The 17275-nt window shown below is 69.1% G+C and carries 14 protein-coding genes; 9 read left to right on the top strand and 5 right to left on the bottom strand.

Features of this window, described 5'->3' with window-relative positions:
- The first annotated feature begins 59 nt into the window (after nucleotides 1–59).
- From EHF44_RS02660 to EHF44_RS02645, 4 genes are all read left to right on the top strand, one after another.
- Nucleotides 60–1583, top strand: a complete 1524-nt coding sequence (locus tag EHF44_RS02660) for a sigma-54 interaction domain-containing protein (RefSeq protein ID WP_124682307.1) — start codon at nucleotides 60–62, stop codon at nucleotides 1581–1583.
- Between the two features lie 60 nt (nucleotides 1584–1643).
- Entirely contained in the window at nucleotides 1644–2696 is a 1053-nt protein-coding gene (locus tag EHF44_RS02655) for a transporter (RefSeq protein WP_124682306.1), read from the top strand.
- Nucleotides 2697–2796: 100 nt separating this feature from the next.
- A complete protein-coding gene (ppk2, locus tag EHF44_RS02650; RefSeq protein WP_124682305.1) occupies nucleotides 2797–3747 on the top strand; it encodes a polyphosphate kinase 2 in 951 nt (316 codons plus the stop codon).
- 189 nt (nucleotides 3748–3936) lie between these two features.
- Nucleotides 3937–5658 carry a M30 family zinc metallopeptidase gene (locus EHF44_RS02645; RefSeq protein WP_124682304.1) on the top strand — a complete coding sequence of 574 codons (1722 nt, stop codon included), beginning with the start codon at nucleotides 3937–3939 and terminating at the stop codon, nucleotides 5656–5658.
- 52 nt (nucleotides 5659–5710) lie between these two features.
- Here EHF44_RS02645 and EHF44_RS02640 read toward each other — a convergent pair whose 3' ends face one another.
- Nucleotides 5711–6802 (bottom strand): substrate-binding domain-containing protein, encoded by a 1092-nt coding sequence (locus EHF44_RS02640; protein WP_124682303.1) that lies wholly within the window; start codon nucleotides 6800–6802, stop codon nucleotides 5711–5713.
- A gap of 136 nt (nucleotides 6803–6938) precedes the next feature.
- On the opposite strand from EHF44_RS02640, the gene EHF44_RS02635 reads away from it, so the two are divergent.
- From EHF44_RS02635 to EHF44_RS02615, 5 genes are all read left to right on the top strand, one after another.
- Nucleotides 6939–7460: a formate dehydrogenase subunit gamma gene (locus EHF44_RS02635; protein WP_124682302.1), complete on the top strand. Its 522-nt coding sequence runs from the start codon at nucleotides 6939–6941 to the stop codon at nucleotides 7458–7460.
- A complete protein-coding gene (locus EHF44_RS02630) occupies nucleotides 7457–9013 on the top strand; it encodes a formate dehydrogenase beta subunit (protein ID WP_124682301.1) in 1557 nt (518 codons plus the stop codon). Before EHF44_RS02635 ends, EHF44_RS02630 begins: the two co-directional genes overlap by 4 nt.
- Before the next feature lie 93 nt (nucleotides 9014–9106).
- Nucleotides 9107–11980 carry a formate dehydrogenase subunit alpha gene (fdhF, locus tag EHF44_RS02625; protein ID WP_124682300.1) on the top strand — a complete coding sequence of 958 codons (2874 nt, stop codon included), beginning with the start codon at nucleotides 9107–9109 and terminating at the stop codon, nucleotides 11978–11980.
- 13 nt (nucleotides 11981–11993) lie between these two features.
- Nucleotides 11994–12842 carry a formate dehydrogenase accessory sulfurtransferase FdhD gene (fdhD, locus tag EHF44_RS02620; RefSeq protein ID WP_124682299.1) on the top strand — a complete coding sequence of 283 codons (849 nt, stop codon included), beginning with the start codon at nucleotides 11994–11996 and terminating at the stop codon, nucleotides 12840–12842.
- 17 nt (nucleotides 12843–12859) lie between these two features.
- Nucleotides 12860–13105, top strand: a complete 246-nt coding sequence (locus EHF44_RS02615; RefSeq protein ID WP_124682298.1) for a formate dehydrogenase subunit delta — start codon at nucleotides 12860–12862, stop codon at nucleotides 13103–13105.
- A 1-nt stretch (nucleotide 13106) separates the two neighbouring features.
- On the opposite strand, the gene EHF44_RS02610 is transcribed toward EHF44_RS02615, so the two are convergent.
- From EHF44_RS02610 to EHF44_RS02595, 4 genes are all read right to left on the bottom strand, one after another.
- A complete protein-coding gene (locus tag EHF44_RS02610; RefSeq protein ID WP_124682297.1) occupies nucleotides 13107–13580 on the bottom strand; it encodes an MgtC/SapB family protein in 474 nt (157 codons plus the stop codon).
- Between the two features lie 89 nt (nucleotides 13581–13669).
- Entirely contained in the window at nucleotides 13670–14365 is a 696-nt protein-coding gene (locus EHF44_RS02605) for a transglycosylase domain-containing protein (RefSeq protein ID WP_124682296.1), read from the bottom strand.
- Nucleotides 14366–14563: 198 nt separating this feature from the next.
- Entirely contained in the window at nucleotides 14564–15610 is a 1047-nt protein-coding gene (locus tag EHF44_RS02600; RefSeq protein ID WP_124682295.1) for an Ldh family oxidoreductase, read from the bottom strand.
- Nucleotides 15611–15677: 67 nt separating this feature from the next.
- The gene (locus EHF44_RS02595) at nucleotides 15678–17201 is read right to left on the bottom strand and encodes a DASS family sodium-coupled anion symporter (protein WP_124682294.1); all 1524 of its coding nucleotides are present in this window, start codon (nucleotides 17199–17201) and stop codon (nucleotides 15678–15680) included.
- Between the last annotated feature and the right edge of the window lie 74 nt (nucleotides 17202–17275).

Here is a 17275-nt window from a genome sequence, read left to right as displayed (position 1 = left end):
CCACCCGTGTCTCCGTTGTGAGACACTGCGCGTCTTCACTTCGAGACACCCACACCCGCATGCAAAAGATCGCCGAGCCCGGTGGCGCCCTGCTGCTGGACTACGACTACGTGGCCCGGCGGGCCATGGAATCGCTGTTCCGCACGTTCGAGAACTTCAGCGAGGGCACGTTCGTGGTGGACGAGCACGCGCACGTGGTCTGGATCAACAAGCGCTACGCGGCGCGCTTCGGGTTCACGAACCCGCAGGACGCCATCGGGCTCGACTGCGAGCAGGTGATTCCGAACAGCCTGATGCGCGAGGTGGTGACCACCGGCAAGCCGATCCTGCTGGACCTGCTGGAAACCGACCGCGAGCCGATGATCGTGACGCGGCTGCCGATCAAGGACGACAGCGGCCGCACCATCGGCGCGGTGGGTTTTGCGCTGTTCGACGAACTGAAGGCGCTGACGCCGATCTTTGCGCACTACTCGCGCGTGCAGGCCGAACTGGCGGCCGCGCGGCGCTCGCTGGACCATGCCCGCCGTGCCAAGTACACGTTCGCCAGCTTTGTCGGCGCCAGCCCGGCCGCGCAGGAGGTCAAGCGCCAGGCGCGGCGCGCGGCGCTGGTGGAGTCGCCGGTGCTGCTGCTGGGCGAGACCGGCACGGGCAAGGAACTGCTGGCCCACGGCATCCACGCCGGATCGGCGCGCGCCGAACGGCCGCTGGTGACCGTCAACGTGGCCGCCATCCCCGAGACGCTGCTGGAGGTTGAATTCTTCGGCGCGGCGCCGGGCGCCTACACGGGCGTCGACCGCAAGGGCCGGGTTGGCAAGTTCGAGCTGGCCGACGGCGGCACGCTGTTCCTGGACGAGATCGGCGACATGCCGCTGGCGCTGCAGAGCAAGCTGCTGCGCGCGCTGCAGGACCGCGAGTTCGAGCCGCTGGGGTCGAACCGGATCGTGCGCAGCGACGTGCGGATCATCGCCGCCACCTCGGCCGACCTGCCGGCGCTGGTGGCCGACGGCCGCTTTCGCGCCGATCTCTATTACCGGCTCAACGTGCTGACGATCGAGCTGCCGCCGCTGCGGGCGCGCCGGGCGGACCTGCTGCCGCTGGTGTCGGCCATCGTCGAGGAACTGAGCATCAAGGCCGAGCGCCATCCGATTGGCCTGCAGGACGATGCGCTGCGGCTGCTGGCCAACTACGACTGGCCTGGCAACGTGCGCGAGCTGCGCAACGTGCTGGAGCGCGCGGTGATGCTCTGCGACGAGGATTCGGTCGACGCCACCGCGCTGGCGCCGCTGCTGGGCGCCCGGCGGCCCGCCATGGCGGCGCTGGCACCGGAGCCGGCGCCGGCCGGACCGGGCGAGGTGGTTCCGGCGGTGGCACCCGTGGCTGCCGTGGCCGTCGAGGTCCCGCCAGCCGCACCCGCCCCCGCGCCGCCGCTGTCCTACGCCGATGCCATGGCGCAATTCGAGGCCACGTTCCTGGCGCAGGCGCTGGATGCCTGTGGCGGCCGCGTGGCCGAGGCCGCCGCGCGCGTGGGCATCAGCCGCGCCGCGTTCTACAAGAAGCTGGCCGCCGCGCGCGGGGCGGGCTGACCGTACGAACCGACACGGCGGCGTGATACCGTCGCGCGAGGCAACGTGAAGGGAGGATGCATGCAATCGGGCATTGTCGAGACCGGCTATGGTTCCGATCCGGTCGGGCTGGTCAGCGGTTTCCTGTTCGAGCCGGGGCGGCCCGGGCGCGAGATCGATTCCAACGGCGCCGCCGCGTGGCTGCGCGGCCATCCCGCGGCCGGGCCGGACGATGCGACGCAGGGCGAACGCCCGTTCGTCTGGCTGCATTTCAACCTGTCGCACAGCGCCTGCGAGCGCTGGATGCGGGCCCAGCTGGCGTTGCCCGAGGACTATTTCGAGGCACTGCGGCAGGGTTCGCGCTCCACCCGGATCGAACGCCAGGACGACGCGCTGCTGGCCGTGGTCAACGACGTGATCTACAACTTTGGGGTGACGTCGACCGACATTTCGACACTCTGGGCCCATGCCGACTCCCGGCTGGTGGTCACCGCCCGGGCCCGCCCGCTGCGCTCGGTAGACCGCTTGCGCGCCGCCGTGCGCCGGGGCGAGATGTTCGGCTCGCCGCTGAAACTGGTGGTGCACCTGCTGCAGGACCAGGCCGACGTGCTGGTGCAGATCGTGCGTGAGACCGGCGTCAACGTGGACCAGATCGAAGACCAGTTGCTGTCGCAGCGGCTGCAGTCGAACCGGGCGGACCTGGGGTCGATGCGGCGCGGGCTGGTGCGGCTGCAGCGGCTGCTGGCGCCCGAGCCCGGCGCGCTCTTCCGGCTGCTGAACCGGCCGCCCGCGTGGCTGCAGGAAAGCGACCTCCAGGAGCTGCGGGAGTCGACCGAGGAGTTCTCGCTGGTGCTCAGCGACCTGGCCGCGCTGGTGGAGCGGATCAAGCTGCTGCAGGAAGAAATCGCCGCCAAGCTCAACGAGCAGACCAACCGCACGCTGTTCACGCTGACGCTGGTCACGGTGCTGGCGCTGCCGATCAACATCGTGGCGGGCTTCTTCGGCATGAACGTCGGCGGCATCCCGCTGGCCGAACACCCGCACGGCTTCTGGGTGCTGGTGGTGCTGGTGGCCAGTTTCACGGTGCTGGCGGGGCGTTGGGCGTTCCGCAAGCAGGAAGGCGGCATGATGTGATGCATCGTGCCTCTATGACAGTTCATCGAATTGCCACGGGGCGGGCGTACGATCGGTCACCAAGGCGCCCGCCGTCCGGCGCGTGCAATGGAGGATAGCCATGAACTACAACGACGAGGAACTGATCCGCCGCATCCACCGCGAGGTGGCGGACTACTACGACGAGGAACTGGAACTCGAACTGGAAGACCGCGACCCGACGCTGGTGCAGAGCGTGCTGGCCGGCGAATCGGGCGGCCCTGGCGACAACAGCAATCTCAACGGCGACGAGGCCGAGCGCGCCGAGCGTCATCGCTACTTCCGCGAGCTGTTCCGCCTGCAGGGCGAACTGGTCAAGCTGCAGAGCTGGGTGGTGGCCACGGGCCACAAGGTGGTGATCCTGTTCGAGGGCCGCGACGCGGCCGGCAAGGGCGGGGTCATCAAGCGCATCACGCAGCGGCTCAACCCGCGCGTGTGCCGCGTGGCGGCGCTGCCGGCCCCGAACGACCGGGAACGCACGCAGTGGTACTTCCAGCGCTATGTGTCGCACCTGCCGGCGGCCGGCGAGATGGTGCTGTTCGACCGTAGCTGGTACAACCGCGCTGGCGTGGAGCACGTGATGGGCTTCTGCACCGACGAGCAGTACGAGGAATTCTTCCGCTCGGTGCCGGAGTTCGAGCGCATGCTGGTGCGCTCGGGCATCCAGGTCATCAAGTACTGGTTCTCGATCACCGACGACGAGCAGCACATGCGCTTCCTGAGCCGCATCCACGACCCGCTCAAGCAGTGGAAGCTGAGCCCGATGGACCTGGAGTCGCGCCGCCGCTGGGAAGACTACACGCGCGCCAAGGAGGTCATGCTGGAGCGGACCCACATCCCCGAGGCGCCCTGGTGGGTCGTGCAGGCCGTCGACAAGAAGCGCGCGCGGCTGAACTGCATCCACCACCTGCTCCAGCAGATGCCGTACGTGGAGCCCGCGCAGGCGAGCATCGTGCTGCCCCAGCGTGAGCGCCATGCCGATTACACGCGGCAACCGGTGCCCGACAACATGTACATCCCCGAGGTCTACTGACCCCCGCCCACGCACGCCCGCCTGCGTGTGTTTCACGACAGATTGAAACGGCCGTTGCATCGAAAGATTGCCCAAAGCGATCTAACGGCCGCTCAATCTGACGCCATCTGCGTCGTTATTGGGAGAGCCCTCCGCCGGACGCGAGCCTGCGCCCGACCCGGAGGTCGCTTTGTTTCTGGAGTCCCCAAGATGCGTCGCAATACCCTGCGTGCCGGTGCACGCGCCCGATTCCCCGCCGGATTGACCGGTATGGCGGCGCTGGCCGCGCTTGCCCTGGCCGGCTGCGGCGGAGGCGGGGGCGACGATGCCGGCGGCAGCGGCGCGACCACCCAGGCGTCTGCCGCCCCGGCGCCCACCTCGCCCACGGCGGCCGAGCCGCTGCTGGTCAACGGCCTGTCCCAGGCGTGTGCCGCCTGCGGCGCGGCCACATCGAGCAGCTATGCGGGCACCGACGTCGGCGTCTGGGGATACCCCAACGGCAGCGGCGCTGCCGTCGACGTCCAGTACGCGATCTCGGGCGTGGCCGGCAAGTCGGTCTGGCTCCAGCTCTACAACACGGCCGCCGCCGCGGTGGCGATGCCCAGCGGGCTGTCGTCGCGCGTGGCCGCCGAGATGATCTCGCCGCAGGCGCTGACCGAGACGTCGGACGAAGAGGCCATGCACCGCGCCATCGGCGAATTCAACCGCAGTGGCTGGGCCGATGCCGCCCGCCCGGCTGGCGAGCCGATGCGCAGCACGCTGGCGGCGCCGGCACCGCTGGCGGCGTCGCTGGGCACCACGGCGATGGGCGAGGGCGCCACGCGCAACTGGTACCACATCGACGGCACCCAGCGCCCGGCCACGCTGCGCAAGCAGCTCGCCGCCAGCGACGGTACCCGGGTCAATCTGTGGGTCGAGACCGCCGAGGCGGCCAATGTGAGCGATGCCATGGTGGCCGAACTGGGCGGCGCGTTCGCGGGCGGCGGCATGGTCTACGACCGGCTGGTGGGCCTGGGCGGCAAGCTCTGGGGCGCCAACGCGTTCACCACGTCGATGCTGCCGGCTGGCATGCCGGTCGATATCGTCGTGCTGAACTTCAACCGCGACGGCAAGCCGTACGGCACCGTGGGCTATTTCTGGGGCGTGCACAACTTCCTGAAGAGCAAGGAAGCGAACAGCAACGAGGCCATCTCGCTGTATCTGGACAGCGAGACGATGGCGGCCGGCGCCGACGGCATGCGGTCGGTCAAGACCACCATGGCGCACGAAGGCACGCACATGCAGAACTTCTACCGCCGCCAGGTGAGCATGGGCGCCACCTACGCCTACGACACGTGGCTGGAGGAAATGACGGCCATGCAGATGGAAGACTTCGTCAGCGCCGCCATCAGCACCAGCTACAACCCCATCCGGGACGTCCGCCTGGCCGACTACTACCGCTACAGCGACTACAACTGCGACGTGACGGTCTTCACCGGCTTCGGCGCCACCTGCGAGAGCTACGCGGTGTCGGGCAGCCTGGGCGGTTTCCTGAACCGCCAGCTTGGCGTGGGGTTCTTCCGCGACCTGCTGGCCCGGCCCACGGCGAACTCGCGCCAGGTGCTGGACGAGGCGATTCGCGCGTCCCGGCCCGAATGGGGCTTCGACCAGGCGATGGTCAACTGGCGCGCCACCACCAACAGCAACATGCCGCTGGGCCGCACGCCGGGCAGCTACGGCTATCCCGCATGGACCGACGGCACGCTCACGCTGCCCGCGATCGACCCGTCGGCGGCGGGCTACCTGGCGCTGCGCCGGCTGCCGGCCACCGCGCCGTCAATGCTGCAGGGCAACGCCAGCTACATCGCGCCGCGCAGCCCGAACACCAGCGGCGTGTACACCGACAAGGTGCGCGTGCCGGCCGGCGTGTCGCTGTCGGTGGTGGTCTACTGAGTCGTCGGAAAGGGGCGCCCGGGCAGGTCCGGGCGCCAGTCAGCGGCGGCCGCTAGAGCCGCACGGCCGGGAACGCTTCGGCAAAGCTCTGGACCGTGCCGGTCAGCGCGCCGTCGTAGCCGGGCAGGGCGTTGACGCGCTCGCGGAAGCTGCCGCTCTTCATGGCGGCCACGGCCCCGACCAGCGCGGGGCTGTCCAGCGCCTCGGTCTCCAGGGCGAAGAAATAGCGCTCCTTGAGCACCGGCACGAACTCCAGGTTGAAGCGCCGGGCGGCCGTTTCCACGCCGAACCCCACGTCGGCCATGCCGCTGCCGATGTAGGCGGCCACCGCGGCATGGGTGAATTCCCCGTTGCTGAAGCCCTCGATGGCGTTGCTGTCGATGCCGCGCCGCGCCAGCATCAGGTCCAGCAGCAGCCGCGTGCCCGAGCCGGGCTGGCGGTTGACAAAGCGCACGTCGGCGCGCGTCAGGTCTTCCAGCGAGTGGATCTGCAGCGGATTGCCGGGGCGCACGAACAGCCCCTGCTGGCGCGTGGCCAGGTGGATCAGGCAATGCTTGCCGGGGTGCAGCCAGCGCGTGAAGCCGCGCAGCGTCTCTTCCTCGAACTCGCCCATCGGCACGTGGAAGCCGGCGATGTTGCAGGCGCCCTCGGACAGCGCGGCGGCCGCCTCCAGGCTGCCGCAGTACTTCAGGTCGTGGCGGACCTTCTGCTCGTCAAGGAAATCCCTGAGTGCGGCCACGGCAAATCCGTGGCTGGCGTGGATGCGCACGGCCGGATCGCTGGCCGCCATCAGCTTCTTGAGTTCGATCTCCAGCTCGGACGCCAGGCTGTCCAGCGTAGGCGTCAGCCGCGCCGCAATGCGCTTGCTGGCCCACACGAGCTGCTGGGCCAGCGGGGTCAGCGTGGACCCCCGGCCGCGCGTCTTGGCGATCAGCGCCCCGCCGAACAGGGTTTCGGCGTCACGCAGGATGCCCCAGGCGTAGCGATATGACAACGCCATGGCCTCGGCCGATTGCGCGATGTTTCCGGTCGATTCGATCAGGCCCAGCAGGGCCACCAGACGGGACACATCCAGCGCTGGCGCGGGCGCCGGGGCGGTATCGTCGCGGATCTGCAGGTGGGGAAGGATCGAGATGCGTAGCATATGCGGAAAATAGCATATTGAACGGGGCAAAACACGGTCCTATAGTCGCACAAAGAGGCCGAAGCGCCCGTTGTGATGTGCCCGAATATGAATAAGAAAGCCGATATCGGGATCGACAGAACAGAATGGAGACAGCATGCCAGACACCGCCATCCCCACGGCGCCAGCCGGCAGTGGCACCCCCGTACCCGCATCCGAGATTGCGCGCATCGTCGCGGCCCGGCGTGACATGCCTGGCGCGCTGCTGCCGATCCTGCACGACATCCAGGACAGCCAGGGCTTCATCCCGGCCGACGCGGTGCCGGTCATTGCCAAGGCACTGAACCTGTCGCGCGCCGAGGTGCATGGCGTGATCACGTTCTACCACCATTTCCGCCAGCAGCCGGCCGGCCGCCACGTGGTGCAGGTCTGCCGCGCGGAGGCCTGCCAGTCGGTGGGCGCCGATGCGCTGGCCGAGCACGCCTGCCGCAAGCTGGGCTGCGATTTCCATGAGACCACGGCCGACGGCCAGTTCACGCTGGAGCCGGTCTACTGCCTGGGCCAGTGCGCCACCGGCCCGTCGATGATGATCGGCGAGCGGCTGCACGGCCGCGTGGATGCCCGGCGCTTCGACCGGCTCGTGGACGCCATCCGCGAAGACGAGGAGGTCCGCGCATGACCACCACCGTCTTTGTCCCCCGCGACTCCACCGCGTTGGCGCTGGGCGCCGACGAGGTGGCCCAGGCCATCGCCGCCGAGGCCGCCCGGCGCGGCGCCGACGTGCGCATCGTGCGCAACGGCTCGCGCGGCATGTTCTGGCTGGAGCCGCTGGTCGAGGTGCAGACCCCCGCCGGCCGCGTGGCCTACGGCCCGGTTACCGAGGACGATGTTGGCGCGCTGTTCGACGCCGGCTTCCTGGCGGGCGGCGCCCACGCGCTGGCGCACGGCCCGACCGACGAGATCCCGTTCCTGAAGCGCCAGGAGCGCCTGACGTTTGCCCGCGTCGGCATCACCGACCCGCTGTCGCTGGACGACTACATCGCCCACGAGGGCTACGCCGGCCTGACGCGCGCGCTGTCGATGACGCCCGAGCAGATCGTGCAGGAGGTGCTGGACTCCGGCCTGCGCGGCCGGGGTGGCGCGGCGTTCCCCACCGGCATCAAGTGGAAGACGGTGCTGGCCGCGCAGTCGCCGGTCAAGTACATCGTCTGCAACGCCGACGAGGGCGACTCGGGTACGTTCTCGGACCGCATGGTCATGGAGGACGACCCGTTCATGCTGATCGAAGGCATGACCATCGCCGGCCTGGCCGTCGGCGCCGAGTCCGGCTACATCTACACCCGTTCCGAATACCCGCACGCGATTGCCGCCACCGAGGCCGCCATCGCCATCGCCACGCAGGCGGGCTGGCTGGGCGACAACATCCGCGGCAGCGGCCGGCGCTTCACGCTCGAAGTGCGCAAGGGCGCCGGCGCCTACGTGTGCGGCGAGGAAACCGCGCTGCTCGAAAGCCTGGAAGGCAAGCGCGGCGTGGTGCGCGCCAAGCCGCCGCTGCCGGCGCTCAAGGGTCTGTTCGGCCAGCCGACGGTCATCAACAACGTGATCTCGCTGGCCACGGTGCCGGTGATCCTGTCGCGCGGCGCGCAGCATTACCGCGACTTCGGCATGGGGCGCTCGCGCGGCACGCTGCCGTTCCAGCTGGCCGGCAACATCCGGCAGGGCGGGCTGGTGGAGAAGGCATTCGGCGTGACGCTGCGCGAGCTGATGTTCGACTTCGGCGGCGGCACGCGCAGCGGCCGGGCCATCCGCGCCGTGCAGGTGGGCGGCCCGCTGGGCGCGTACCTGCCGGAATCGCGCTTCGACACGCCGCTGGACTACGAGGCCTACGCCGCGTTCGGCGCGGTGGTGGGGCACGGCGGCATCGTGGTGTTCGACGAGACGGTGGACATGGCCAGGATGGCCCGGTACGCGATGGAGTTCTGCGCGATCGAGTCGTGCGGCAAGTGCACGCCGTGCCGGATCGGCTCCACGCGCGGCGTGGAGGTGATCGACCGCATCCTGGCGGGCGACCAGCCGGTGAAGCACGTGGCGCTGGTGCGCGACCTGTGCGACACCATGCTGGCCGGGTCGCTGTGCGCGATGGGCGGCATGACGCCGTACCCGGTGCTGTCCGCGCTCGACGAATTCCCGGAGGACTTTGGCCTGGCGCCAAAGCCCGCCCGGGCCGCCTGACCGCCGGCCGCCGCCTCACGGCCACCCAACCAGAATGACGCGCCTCTCAGGGGCGCGCATCCCTACAAAGCAGTGCATTACGGGAGACGTCCCTTGAACGCTCGCGACGACTTCGACTACGGTACCCCGGCCATCGACAACGACCTCCAGGTCACGCTGGAAATCGATGGGGTTGCCGTCACCGTGCCAGCCGGCACCTCCGTCATGCGCGCCGCCGCCGAAGCCGGCATCGGCGTGCCCAAGCTCTGCGCCACCGACTCGCTCGAACCGTTCGGCTCCTGCCGGCTGTGCCTGGTCGAGATCGAGGGCCGGCGCGGCTATCCGGCATCGTGCACCACGCCCGTGGAAGCGGGCATGAAGGTGCGCACGCAGAGCGGCAAGCTCGGCGACCTGCGCCGCGGCGTGATGGAGCTGTACATCTCGGACCACCCGCTGGACTGCCTGACCTGCCCGACCAACGGCAACTGCGAGCTGCAGGACATGGCCGGCGTGGTCGGCCTGCGCGAGGTGCGCTATGCCGACGGCGCCGGCGGGGCCGCGCCGCTTGCCACGCACACCCAGATGAAGAAGGACGAGTCGAACCCGTACTTCACGTACGACCCGTCCAAGTGCATCGTCTGCAACCGCTGCGTGCGCGCCTGCGAGGAAACGCAGGGCACGTTCGCGCTGACGATCAGCGGCCGCGGCTTCGACTCGCGCGTGGCGGCCGGCACCAGCCAGCCGTTCATGGAGTCTGACTGCGTGTCGTGCGGCGCCTGCGTGCAGGCGTGCCCGACCGCCACGCTGACCGAAACGTCGGTCATCCAGCTTGGCCAGCCGTCCCACAGCGTAGTCACCACGTGCGCGTACTGCGGCGTGGGCTGCTCGTTCAAGGCCGAGATGAAGGGCAACGAGGTGGTCCGCATGGTGCCGTACAAGGACGGCGCCGCCAACGAGGGCCACGCCTGCGTGAAGGGCCGCTTTGCCTGGGGCTATGCCACGCACAAGGACCGCATCCTGAAGCCGATGATCCGCGCCAGGATCACCGACCCGTGGCGCGAGGTGTCGTGGGAGGAAGCCATCGGCTACGCGGCGTCGCAGTTCCGCCGCATCCAGGCCGAGCACGGCCGCGATTCCATCGGCGGCATCGTGTCGTCGCGCTGCACGAACGAGGAAGGCTACCTGGTCCAGAAGCTGGTGCGCGCCGCGTTCGGCAACAACAACGTCGACACCTGCGCGCGGGTTTGCCACTCGCCCACGGGCTACGGCCTGAAGACCACGCTTGGCGAATCGGCCGGCACGCAGACGTTCCGCTCGGTGGCCAAGGCCGACGTGATCATGGTCATCGGCGCCAACCCGACCGACGGCCACCCGGTGTTTGCCTCGCGCATGAAGCGCCGCCTGCGCGCGGGGGCCAAGCTAATCGTCATCGACCCGCGCCAGATCGACCTGGTCGATTCGCCGCACATCCGCGCCGACTACCACCTGCAGCTGCGCCCGGGCACCAACGTGGCCGTGGTCACGTCGCTGGCGCACGTGATTGTCACCGAGGGCCTGCTGGCCGAGCAATTCATCGCCGAACGCTGCGAGGACCGCGCGTTCCAGCAATGGCGCGATTTCGTGGCGCTGCCGGAGAACTCGCCCGAGGCGCTGGAAGCGTCCACCGGCGTGCCGGCCGACCTGCTGCGCGGCGCGGCCCGGCTCTACGCCACGGGCGGCAACGCGGCCATCTACTACGGCCTGGGCGTGACCGAGCATGCGCAGGGTTCCACCACGGTGATGGGCATTGCCAACCTGGCCATGGCCACCGGCAACGTCGGCCGCGAAGGCGTGGGCGTGAACCCGCTGCGCGGCCAGAACAACGTGCAGGGGTCGTGCGATATCGGCTCGTTCCCGCACGAGTTGCCGGGCTACCGCCATGTGTCCGATTCGACGGTGCGCAGCAGCTTCGAGTCGGCCTGGGGCGTGGAGATCAACCCGGAGCCGGGCCTGCGCATCCCGAACATGTTCGAGGCGGCGCTGACGGGCTCGTTCAAGGGCCTGTACTGCCAGGGCGAGGACATCGTCCAGTCCGACCCGAATACCCAGCACGTGTCCGAAGCGCTGTCGTCGATGGAATGCATCGTCGTGCAGGACATCTTCCTGAACGAGACGGCCAAGTACGCGCACGTGTTCCTGCCGGGCTCGTCGTTCCTGGAAAAGGACGGCACGTTCACCAACGCGGAGCGCCGCATCTCGCGCGTGCGCAAGGTCATGCCGCCGCAGGCCGGCTACGCCGACTGGGAGGCGACGATCCTGCTGTCGAACGCGCTGGGCTACCCGATGCACTACACGCATCCGTCCGAGATCATGGACGAGATTGCGCGGCTGACGCCGACGTTCTCGGGCGTGAGCTACCAGAAGCTCGACGAACTGGGCAGCATCCAGTGGCCGTGCAACGCCGAGGCGCCGCACGGCACCCCGACCATGCACGTCGACGGCTTCGTGCGCGGCAAGGGCAAGTTCATCATCACCAAGTACGTGCCGACCGACGAGAAGGTGACCAGGAAGTACCCCCTGCTGCTGACCACGGGGCGCATCCTGTCGCAGTACAACGTGGGCGCGCAGACGCGGCGCACGCACAACGTGCACTGGCACGACGAGGACCGGCTGGAGCTGCATCCGCACGATGCCGAGGAGCGCGGCATCAAGGACGGCGACTGGGTGGGCGTGCAGAGCCGCGCGGGCGAGACCGTGCTGCGCGCCATCGTCAGCCAGCGCATGCAGCCGGGCGTGGTGTACACCACGTTCCACTTCCCCGAGTCTGGCGCCAACGTGATCACCACCGACAACTCGGACTGGGCCACCAACTGCCCCGAGTACAAGGTGACCGCGGTGCAGGTGATGCCGGTGGCGCAGCCGTCCACGTGGCAGCGCAACTACCAGGCGTTCAACGAGGAACAGCTTGCGCACCTGCGGGCGGCAGGCGAGACGGCGCAGGCCGGCTGACGCGGGGCGGGCGATGAAACGCGACGTGCCATCCCCCGACAGCGCCGCCGGCACCGACGCGGTGCCGGCGCAGCGCACGTTCGCGGTGCGGCGCTGGCGCCACGGCGTGATGACGCCGGAGGTGGACCACCTGGCCGAGGAAGTGCCCGTGGCGCTGGAGTACAACGGCATCTCGCACGCGGTGATGCTGGCCACCCCGGCCGACCTGGAGGACTTTGCCATCGGCTTCAGCCTGAGCGAGGGCATCGTCGGCAAGGCCGCTGACATCTACGGCATCGACGTGGAAGCGGGGGAGCAGGGCATCACGGTCAAGGTGGAGATTGCCACCGGGGCCTTTGTCGAGCTGAAGGGGCGCCGCCGCGCGCTGGCCGGGCGCACCGGCTGCGGGCTCTGCGGCACCGAATCGCTCGACGAGGTGATGCGGATGCCGCAGCCCGTGCGCAGCGCGGCCACGTTCGATCCGCGCGTGTTCGAGCATGCGTTTGCCGCGCTGCACAAGCGCCAGGCGCTGCTGCGCGATACCGGCGCCACGCACGCCGCGGCCTGGATGCGCGCCGATGGCGAGCTGGCGCTGGTGCGCGAGGACGTGGGCCGCCACAACGCGCTGGACAAGCTGGCCGGGGCGCTGGCTCGCGGCGGGCAGGAAGACATCGCCCGGGGCGCGGTCATCGTCACCAGCCGGGCCAGCTACGAGATGGTGCAGAAGACCGCCGCCATCGGGGCCGGCGTGCTGGCGGCGGTGTCGGGCCCCACGTCCATGGCGGTGCGGCTGGCCGAGACGGCCGGGCTGACGCTGGCCGGCTTTGTGCGCGGCGGCACCATGGTGGTCTACGCCCACCCCCAACGAATCCAATCCGAGTAAAGCGAGAAGGCTCAGCGATGCATATCGAGAACCTGGTCAAGATGGCCAACCAGATCGGCAGCTTCTTCGAGGCGATGCCGGACCGCGAGGAAGCGCTGGCGGATATCGCCGGGCACGTGAAGAAGTTCTGGGAGCCGCGCATGAAACGGGCGTTCCTGGCGCACGTGGACGCCGGCGGCGAGGGCGTGGACCCGATCGTGCTGGAAGCGGTGGCGCACCACCGCGACCGCTTCGAGGTCACGCTGGCCGCCACCGCCGCCTGAGCTACTTCTTGAGCCGGTAGAGCAGTTGCAGGATCGCCAGCCCGAACACGGTGGCGATCACGGCCGTCATCTCGCGGCCCATGCCGCAGGCCACGCCGATGGCGGCCACGGTCCAGATGCTGGCCGCCGTGGTCAGGCCGCGGATGTCTTCCTCGCTGGCGTTGTGCTTGATGATGGCCCCGGCGCCCAGGAAGCCGATGCCGGACATCAGGCCCTGCAGCACGCGGCTCATGTCGTTCAGCGGCATGCCGGCCTGCAGCGGCACCAGCACGAACAGCGCCGACCCCATCGCCACCATCATGTGCGTGCGCAGCCCCGCGGGCTTGCCGGCCGCCTCGCGCTCGTAGCCGATCAGGCCGCCCAGCAGCACGGCCAGCGTCAGGCGCAGCAGGATGCGCGTCAGTTCCTTGACGTCGGGCACGTCGGCAAATTCCGAACGCAGCGTGCTGTAGATTTCTCCCCAGACTCCTTCCATGGCAGTGTCCTCTTGTCGGTTTTCTGGTCGTCGGAGGCTAGCACGGCAGGGCGGGGCGGCGCCATCGGGCGTCCGCTGACAGCGGGCGCTCAGCGCAGCCGCAGCGGCTCCAGTAGCGCGGCGTCGTACTGGGCGCGCGTGATGCGGCCCAGTTCCATCATCCGCAGCAGGATGTAGGTCTGGCGCTGGCGCGCGCGGCGCGGGTTGACCACGGGATTGTTGGCCGACGGCGCCTTGGGCAGCCCGGCCAGCATCGCGCATTCGGCCAGCGTCAGCTGGTCCACCGGCTTGCCGAAATAGGTCTGCGCGGCCTCGCCAAAGCCGTAGGCGCCCTGGCCCAGGTAGATCTTGTTCAGGTAGAGCTCCAGGATCTCGTCCTTGCTCAGCGCGCGCTCGATCCGGTAGGCCAGCAGGATCTCGTAGAGCTTGCGCGTGTAGGTCTTCTGGCGCGACAGGAAGAAGTTGCGGGCCACCTGCATCGTGATCGTCGACGCGCCCTGCGACAGCTCGTCGGACAGGTTGGCGATGCCGGCGCGCATCACGCCCACGTAGTCGACGCCATCGTGCAGGTAGAAGCGGTCGTCCTCGATGGCGACCACCGCCTCGGGCAGCGTGTGGGGAAAATCGGCCAGCCGCACGTAGCCGGCGCTGTGCCGGAACGCCATCAGCGCGTCCAGCGAGGGTAGCTGCCGGTTGGCCATCAACACGGCAAACGCAACCAGCAAAGCGCCACCCACCACGGCGAGCAGCACGAACTTGACGAAGGCGGACCAGAGACGTTGCATGGCGCGTATTGTGCCATTGGTGTGTCTGGATGCCCTCGGGGGCAAGGTTTGCTCCCCTCTCCCGCACGGCGGGAGAGGGGCCGGGGGAGAGGGCCGGCCGGTCAAATCACGACAGGTCGGCAAGCAGTGCCGCCTCGCCCTCTCCCCCAACCCCTCTCCCACAGGTGGGAGAGGGGAGCAACTTGCCAGTGATCCTGGCTACGCCGGCACCCCCACCCCCAACTCCCGCGCCAGCCCCTCCAGATTCCGCCAGATATTCGGATTGATCTCCAGGTACCCATCCGCGGCCGCGCGGCAGGCGGCTTCGTATTCGCCCGGGTACTGCACCTGCGCGTGGCCTGGCGCCGTGGGGGTGTCGTGCAGGTACTGGATGAACGCTTCCACCTCGCCGCGTTCCCAGTTCAGGCCCAGGTCGAACTCGGGGTTGAGCAGCACGGCGAACAGGTTGTTCGTGGCCACGCCGCCGCGCGGGTTTTCGGGCTGGATGGTGCCGCCGCCGGACAGCACGCCGGCCAGCAGCTCGGCCACCACGCCCAGCGCGTAGCCCTTGTGCTGGCCGAACGGCAGCAGCGACCCCGGCCGCTCGCCGAACATCGCCGACGCGTCGGTGGTGGGGTTGCCATCCGCGTCGATGATGCTGTGCTCGGGCGCCGGCTCGCCTTTCTCGGCCAGCACGCGGGCCTTGTTGATGGCGATGGCGCTGGTGGCGATGTCCACCACCAGCGGCGGCCGCCCGTTGGGCATCGGTCCGGCAAAGCAGAGTGGGTTGGTGGTCAGCCGCGCCACGCGGCCGCCGTACGGTGCCACCACTGGCGGCCGGTTGATGACGTTGGTGAAGCTCAGCAGCACCAGGCCGGCCGCGGCGACCATCTCGCCGTAGTGGCCCATGCGGCCCAGGTGGTGCGACTTGCGCAGCGTGACGATGCAGTGGCCGTGCTCGCGCACGCGGTCGATGGCCTGCTGCATCACGGTCTTGCCCACGTGCTGGCCAAAGCCGCCGTGGCCGTCGAAGACCATTAGCGTGCCGCGATCCAGCACGCATTCGGCGCGGCCGGCCGGGTTGACGCTCTGGCCGTCGATGGCCCGCCGATAGTTCGGCAGGATCGAGATGCCGTGGCTCGTGTAGCCGCTGCGGTCGGCTTCGACAAGGTGCTCGGCGACATCGTCAGCGATGTCGATCGGCACATTCTGCGCTGTCAGAATATTGCGCGCAAAGGCGCGCGCGGCCTCCAGGGACAGTTTCATGATGGGGACGCTTGGTTGTCAGTAAGTGATTGGCGTGTTGGCGATCCGGGGGCGCGGGCGCGGGGTGTCAGACCCAGCCCAGCCAGCGCCAGTACGTGCTGGCGAACAGCAGCATCAGCAGGTAGCCGATGATCGTGACCGGGATGCCGACACGGGCGAACTGCTTGCCGTTGAAGGTATCGGTACCCAGGCACACCATGTTCTGCGGCGCGTTGATCGGCAGGATGAAGCCGAAGCTGACCGTAAAGCCGAGCAGCATCGTCATGCCCACGCGGTTGATGTCGCCCGGCAGCTGCTGCAGCACCGAGATCAGAATCGGCAGCAGGGCCGCCGTCAGCGCCGTGGCGCTGGCAAAGCCCAGGTGGATCAGGATCAGGAACCCGGCCAGCACGGCAAAGATCATCAGCGTGCCGTGCTCGGCCAGGCCCGAATGCTCGACCACGAACCGGCCCAGCCACTGGCCGGCTTGCGTGGTCAGCAGCGCGCTGCCCAGGCTGATACCCACGCCGAACACGATCAGCGTGCCCCACGGTGTGCGCTGCTGCATCGTCTTCCAGTCCATCACGCCGATGCGCGGCATCATCAGGATCACCAGCCCCACGAACGTGATGGTGGCGGTATCGAACGCATGCAGCTTGCCCTCGGTGGCCCAGAACAGCAGCAGGCCGATGGCCACGGCGGCCAGGCGCTTCTGCGGACCGGTCATCGGCCCCAGCGCGGCCAGCTCGCGCTGCACGGCTTCCTTGCCGCCGGCGATGGCGTCGGTCTCGGGCGGCAGCAGCCAGCGCACCAGGAAGTACAGCACGGCCGACATGACGATGGCCCACGGGGCGCCGGCCACCAGCCATTGCAGCCACGTCACCCGCTCGCCCAGCAGCTTGTCCATGAAGCCGGCCGTCAGCAGGTTCTGCGCGGCGGCGGTCTGGATGCCGACGTTCCAGACGCTGGTGGCCTGGGCCACCATGATCATGATGCCGGCGGCGATGTTCGACTTCTTGTCGACGCCGAACGCCGCGATCACGCCCATCATGATCGGCACGGTACAGGCGCTGCGCGCGGTGGCGCTGGGCACCACGAGGCTCAGCAGGATGGTCACGGCGATGGTGCCCAGCAGGATGCGCCGGGTGCTGGTGCCGATGGCCGACAGCGTGACCAGCGCGATGCGCCGGTCCAGCCCGGTCACGGTCATCGCGGCCGAGATGAACAGCGCGGCGGCCACCAGCGCCAGCGCGGTGTTCGAGAACCCGGCCAGCGCCATGCCCAGGGCCCGCGACGTGCCGTAGAGGGTGTTGGGATCGTTGACCATCGGCGCAAAGCCGATCAGCCCCGCCATCAGCGACGTGATCATGATGGCGCTGGTTTCGTACGTGACGGCCTCGGTAATCCAGACCACCACGGCGAACGCCAGGATGGCCAGCATGCGCTGGCCCGCCACGGGCAGGTCGGGCGGCATGGGCAAGGCCACCAGCAGGAGCAGGACGGCGACGGCGAGGTAGAGGCCCCAGTGGATGCGCAACTTGGGGGCGGCAGGCGTGGCAGCCGTGGCGGTGGGACCGCCAGGGCCGGCAGGAGAGACTTGCGGATCAGGCATGGTGAATCCTTGGTAAGGAGCAGCCTGTCGAACCCGTCGGGACGCGCAGGTCGCGGCGTTCGACATGGACTCAT

Origin of the sequence: Cupriavidus pauculus (assembly GCF_003854935.1) — a bacterium.
Classification (GTDB): domain Bacteria; phylum Pseudomonadota; class Gammaproteobacteria; order Burkholderiales; family Burkholderiaceae; genus Cupriavidus; species Cupriavidus pauculus_C.
Note: the sequence above shows the minus strand (reverse complement) of the source record. Positions and strands in the feature narration are given on the sequence as shown.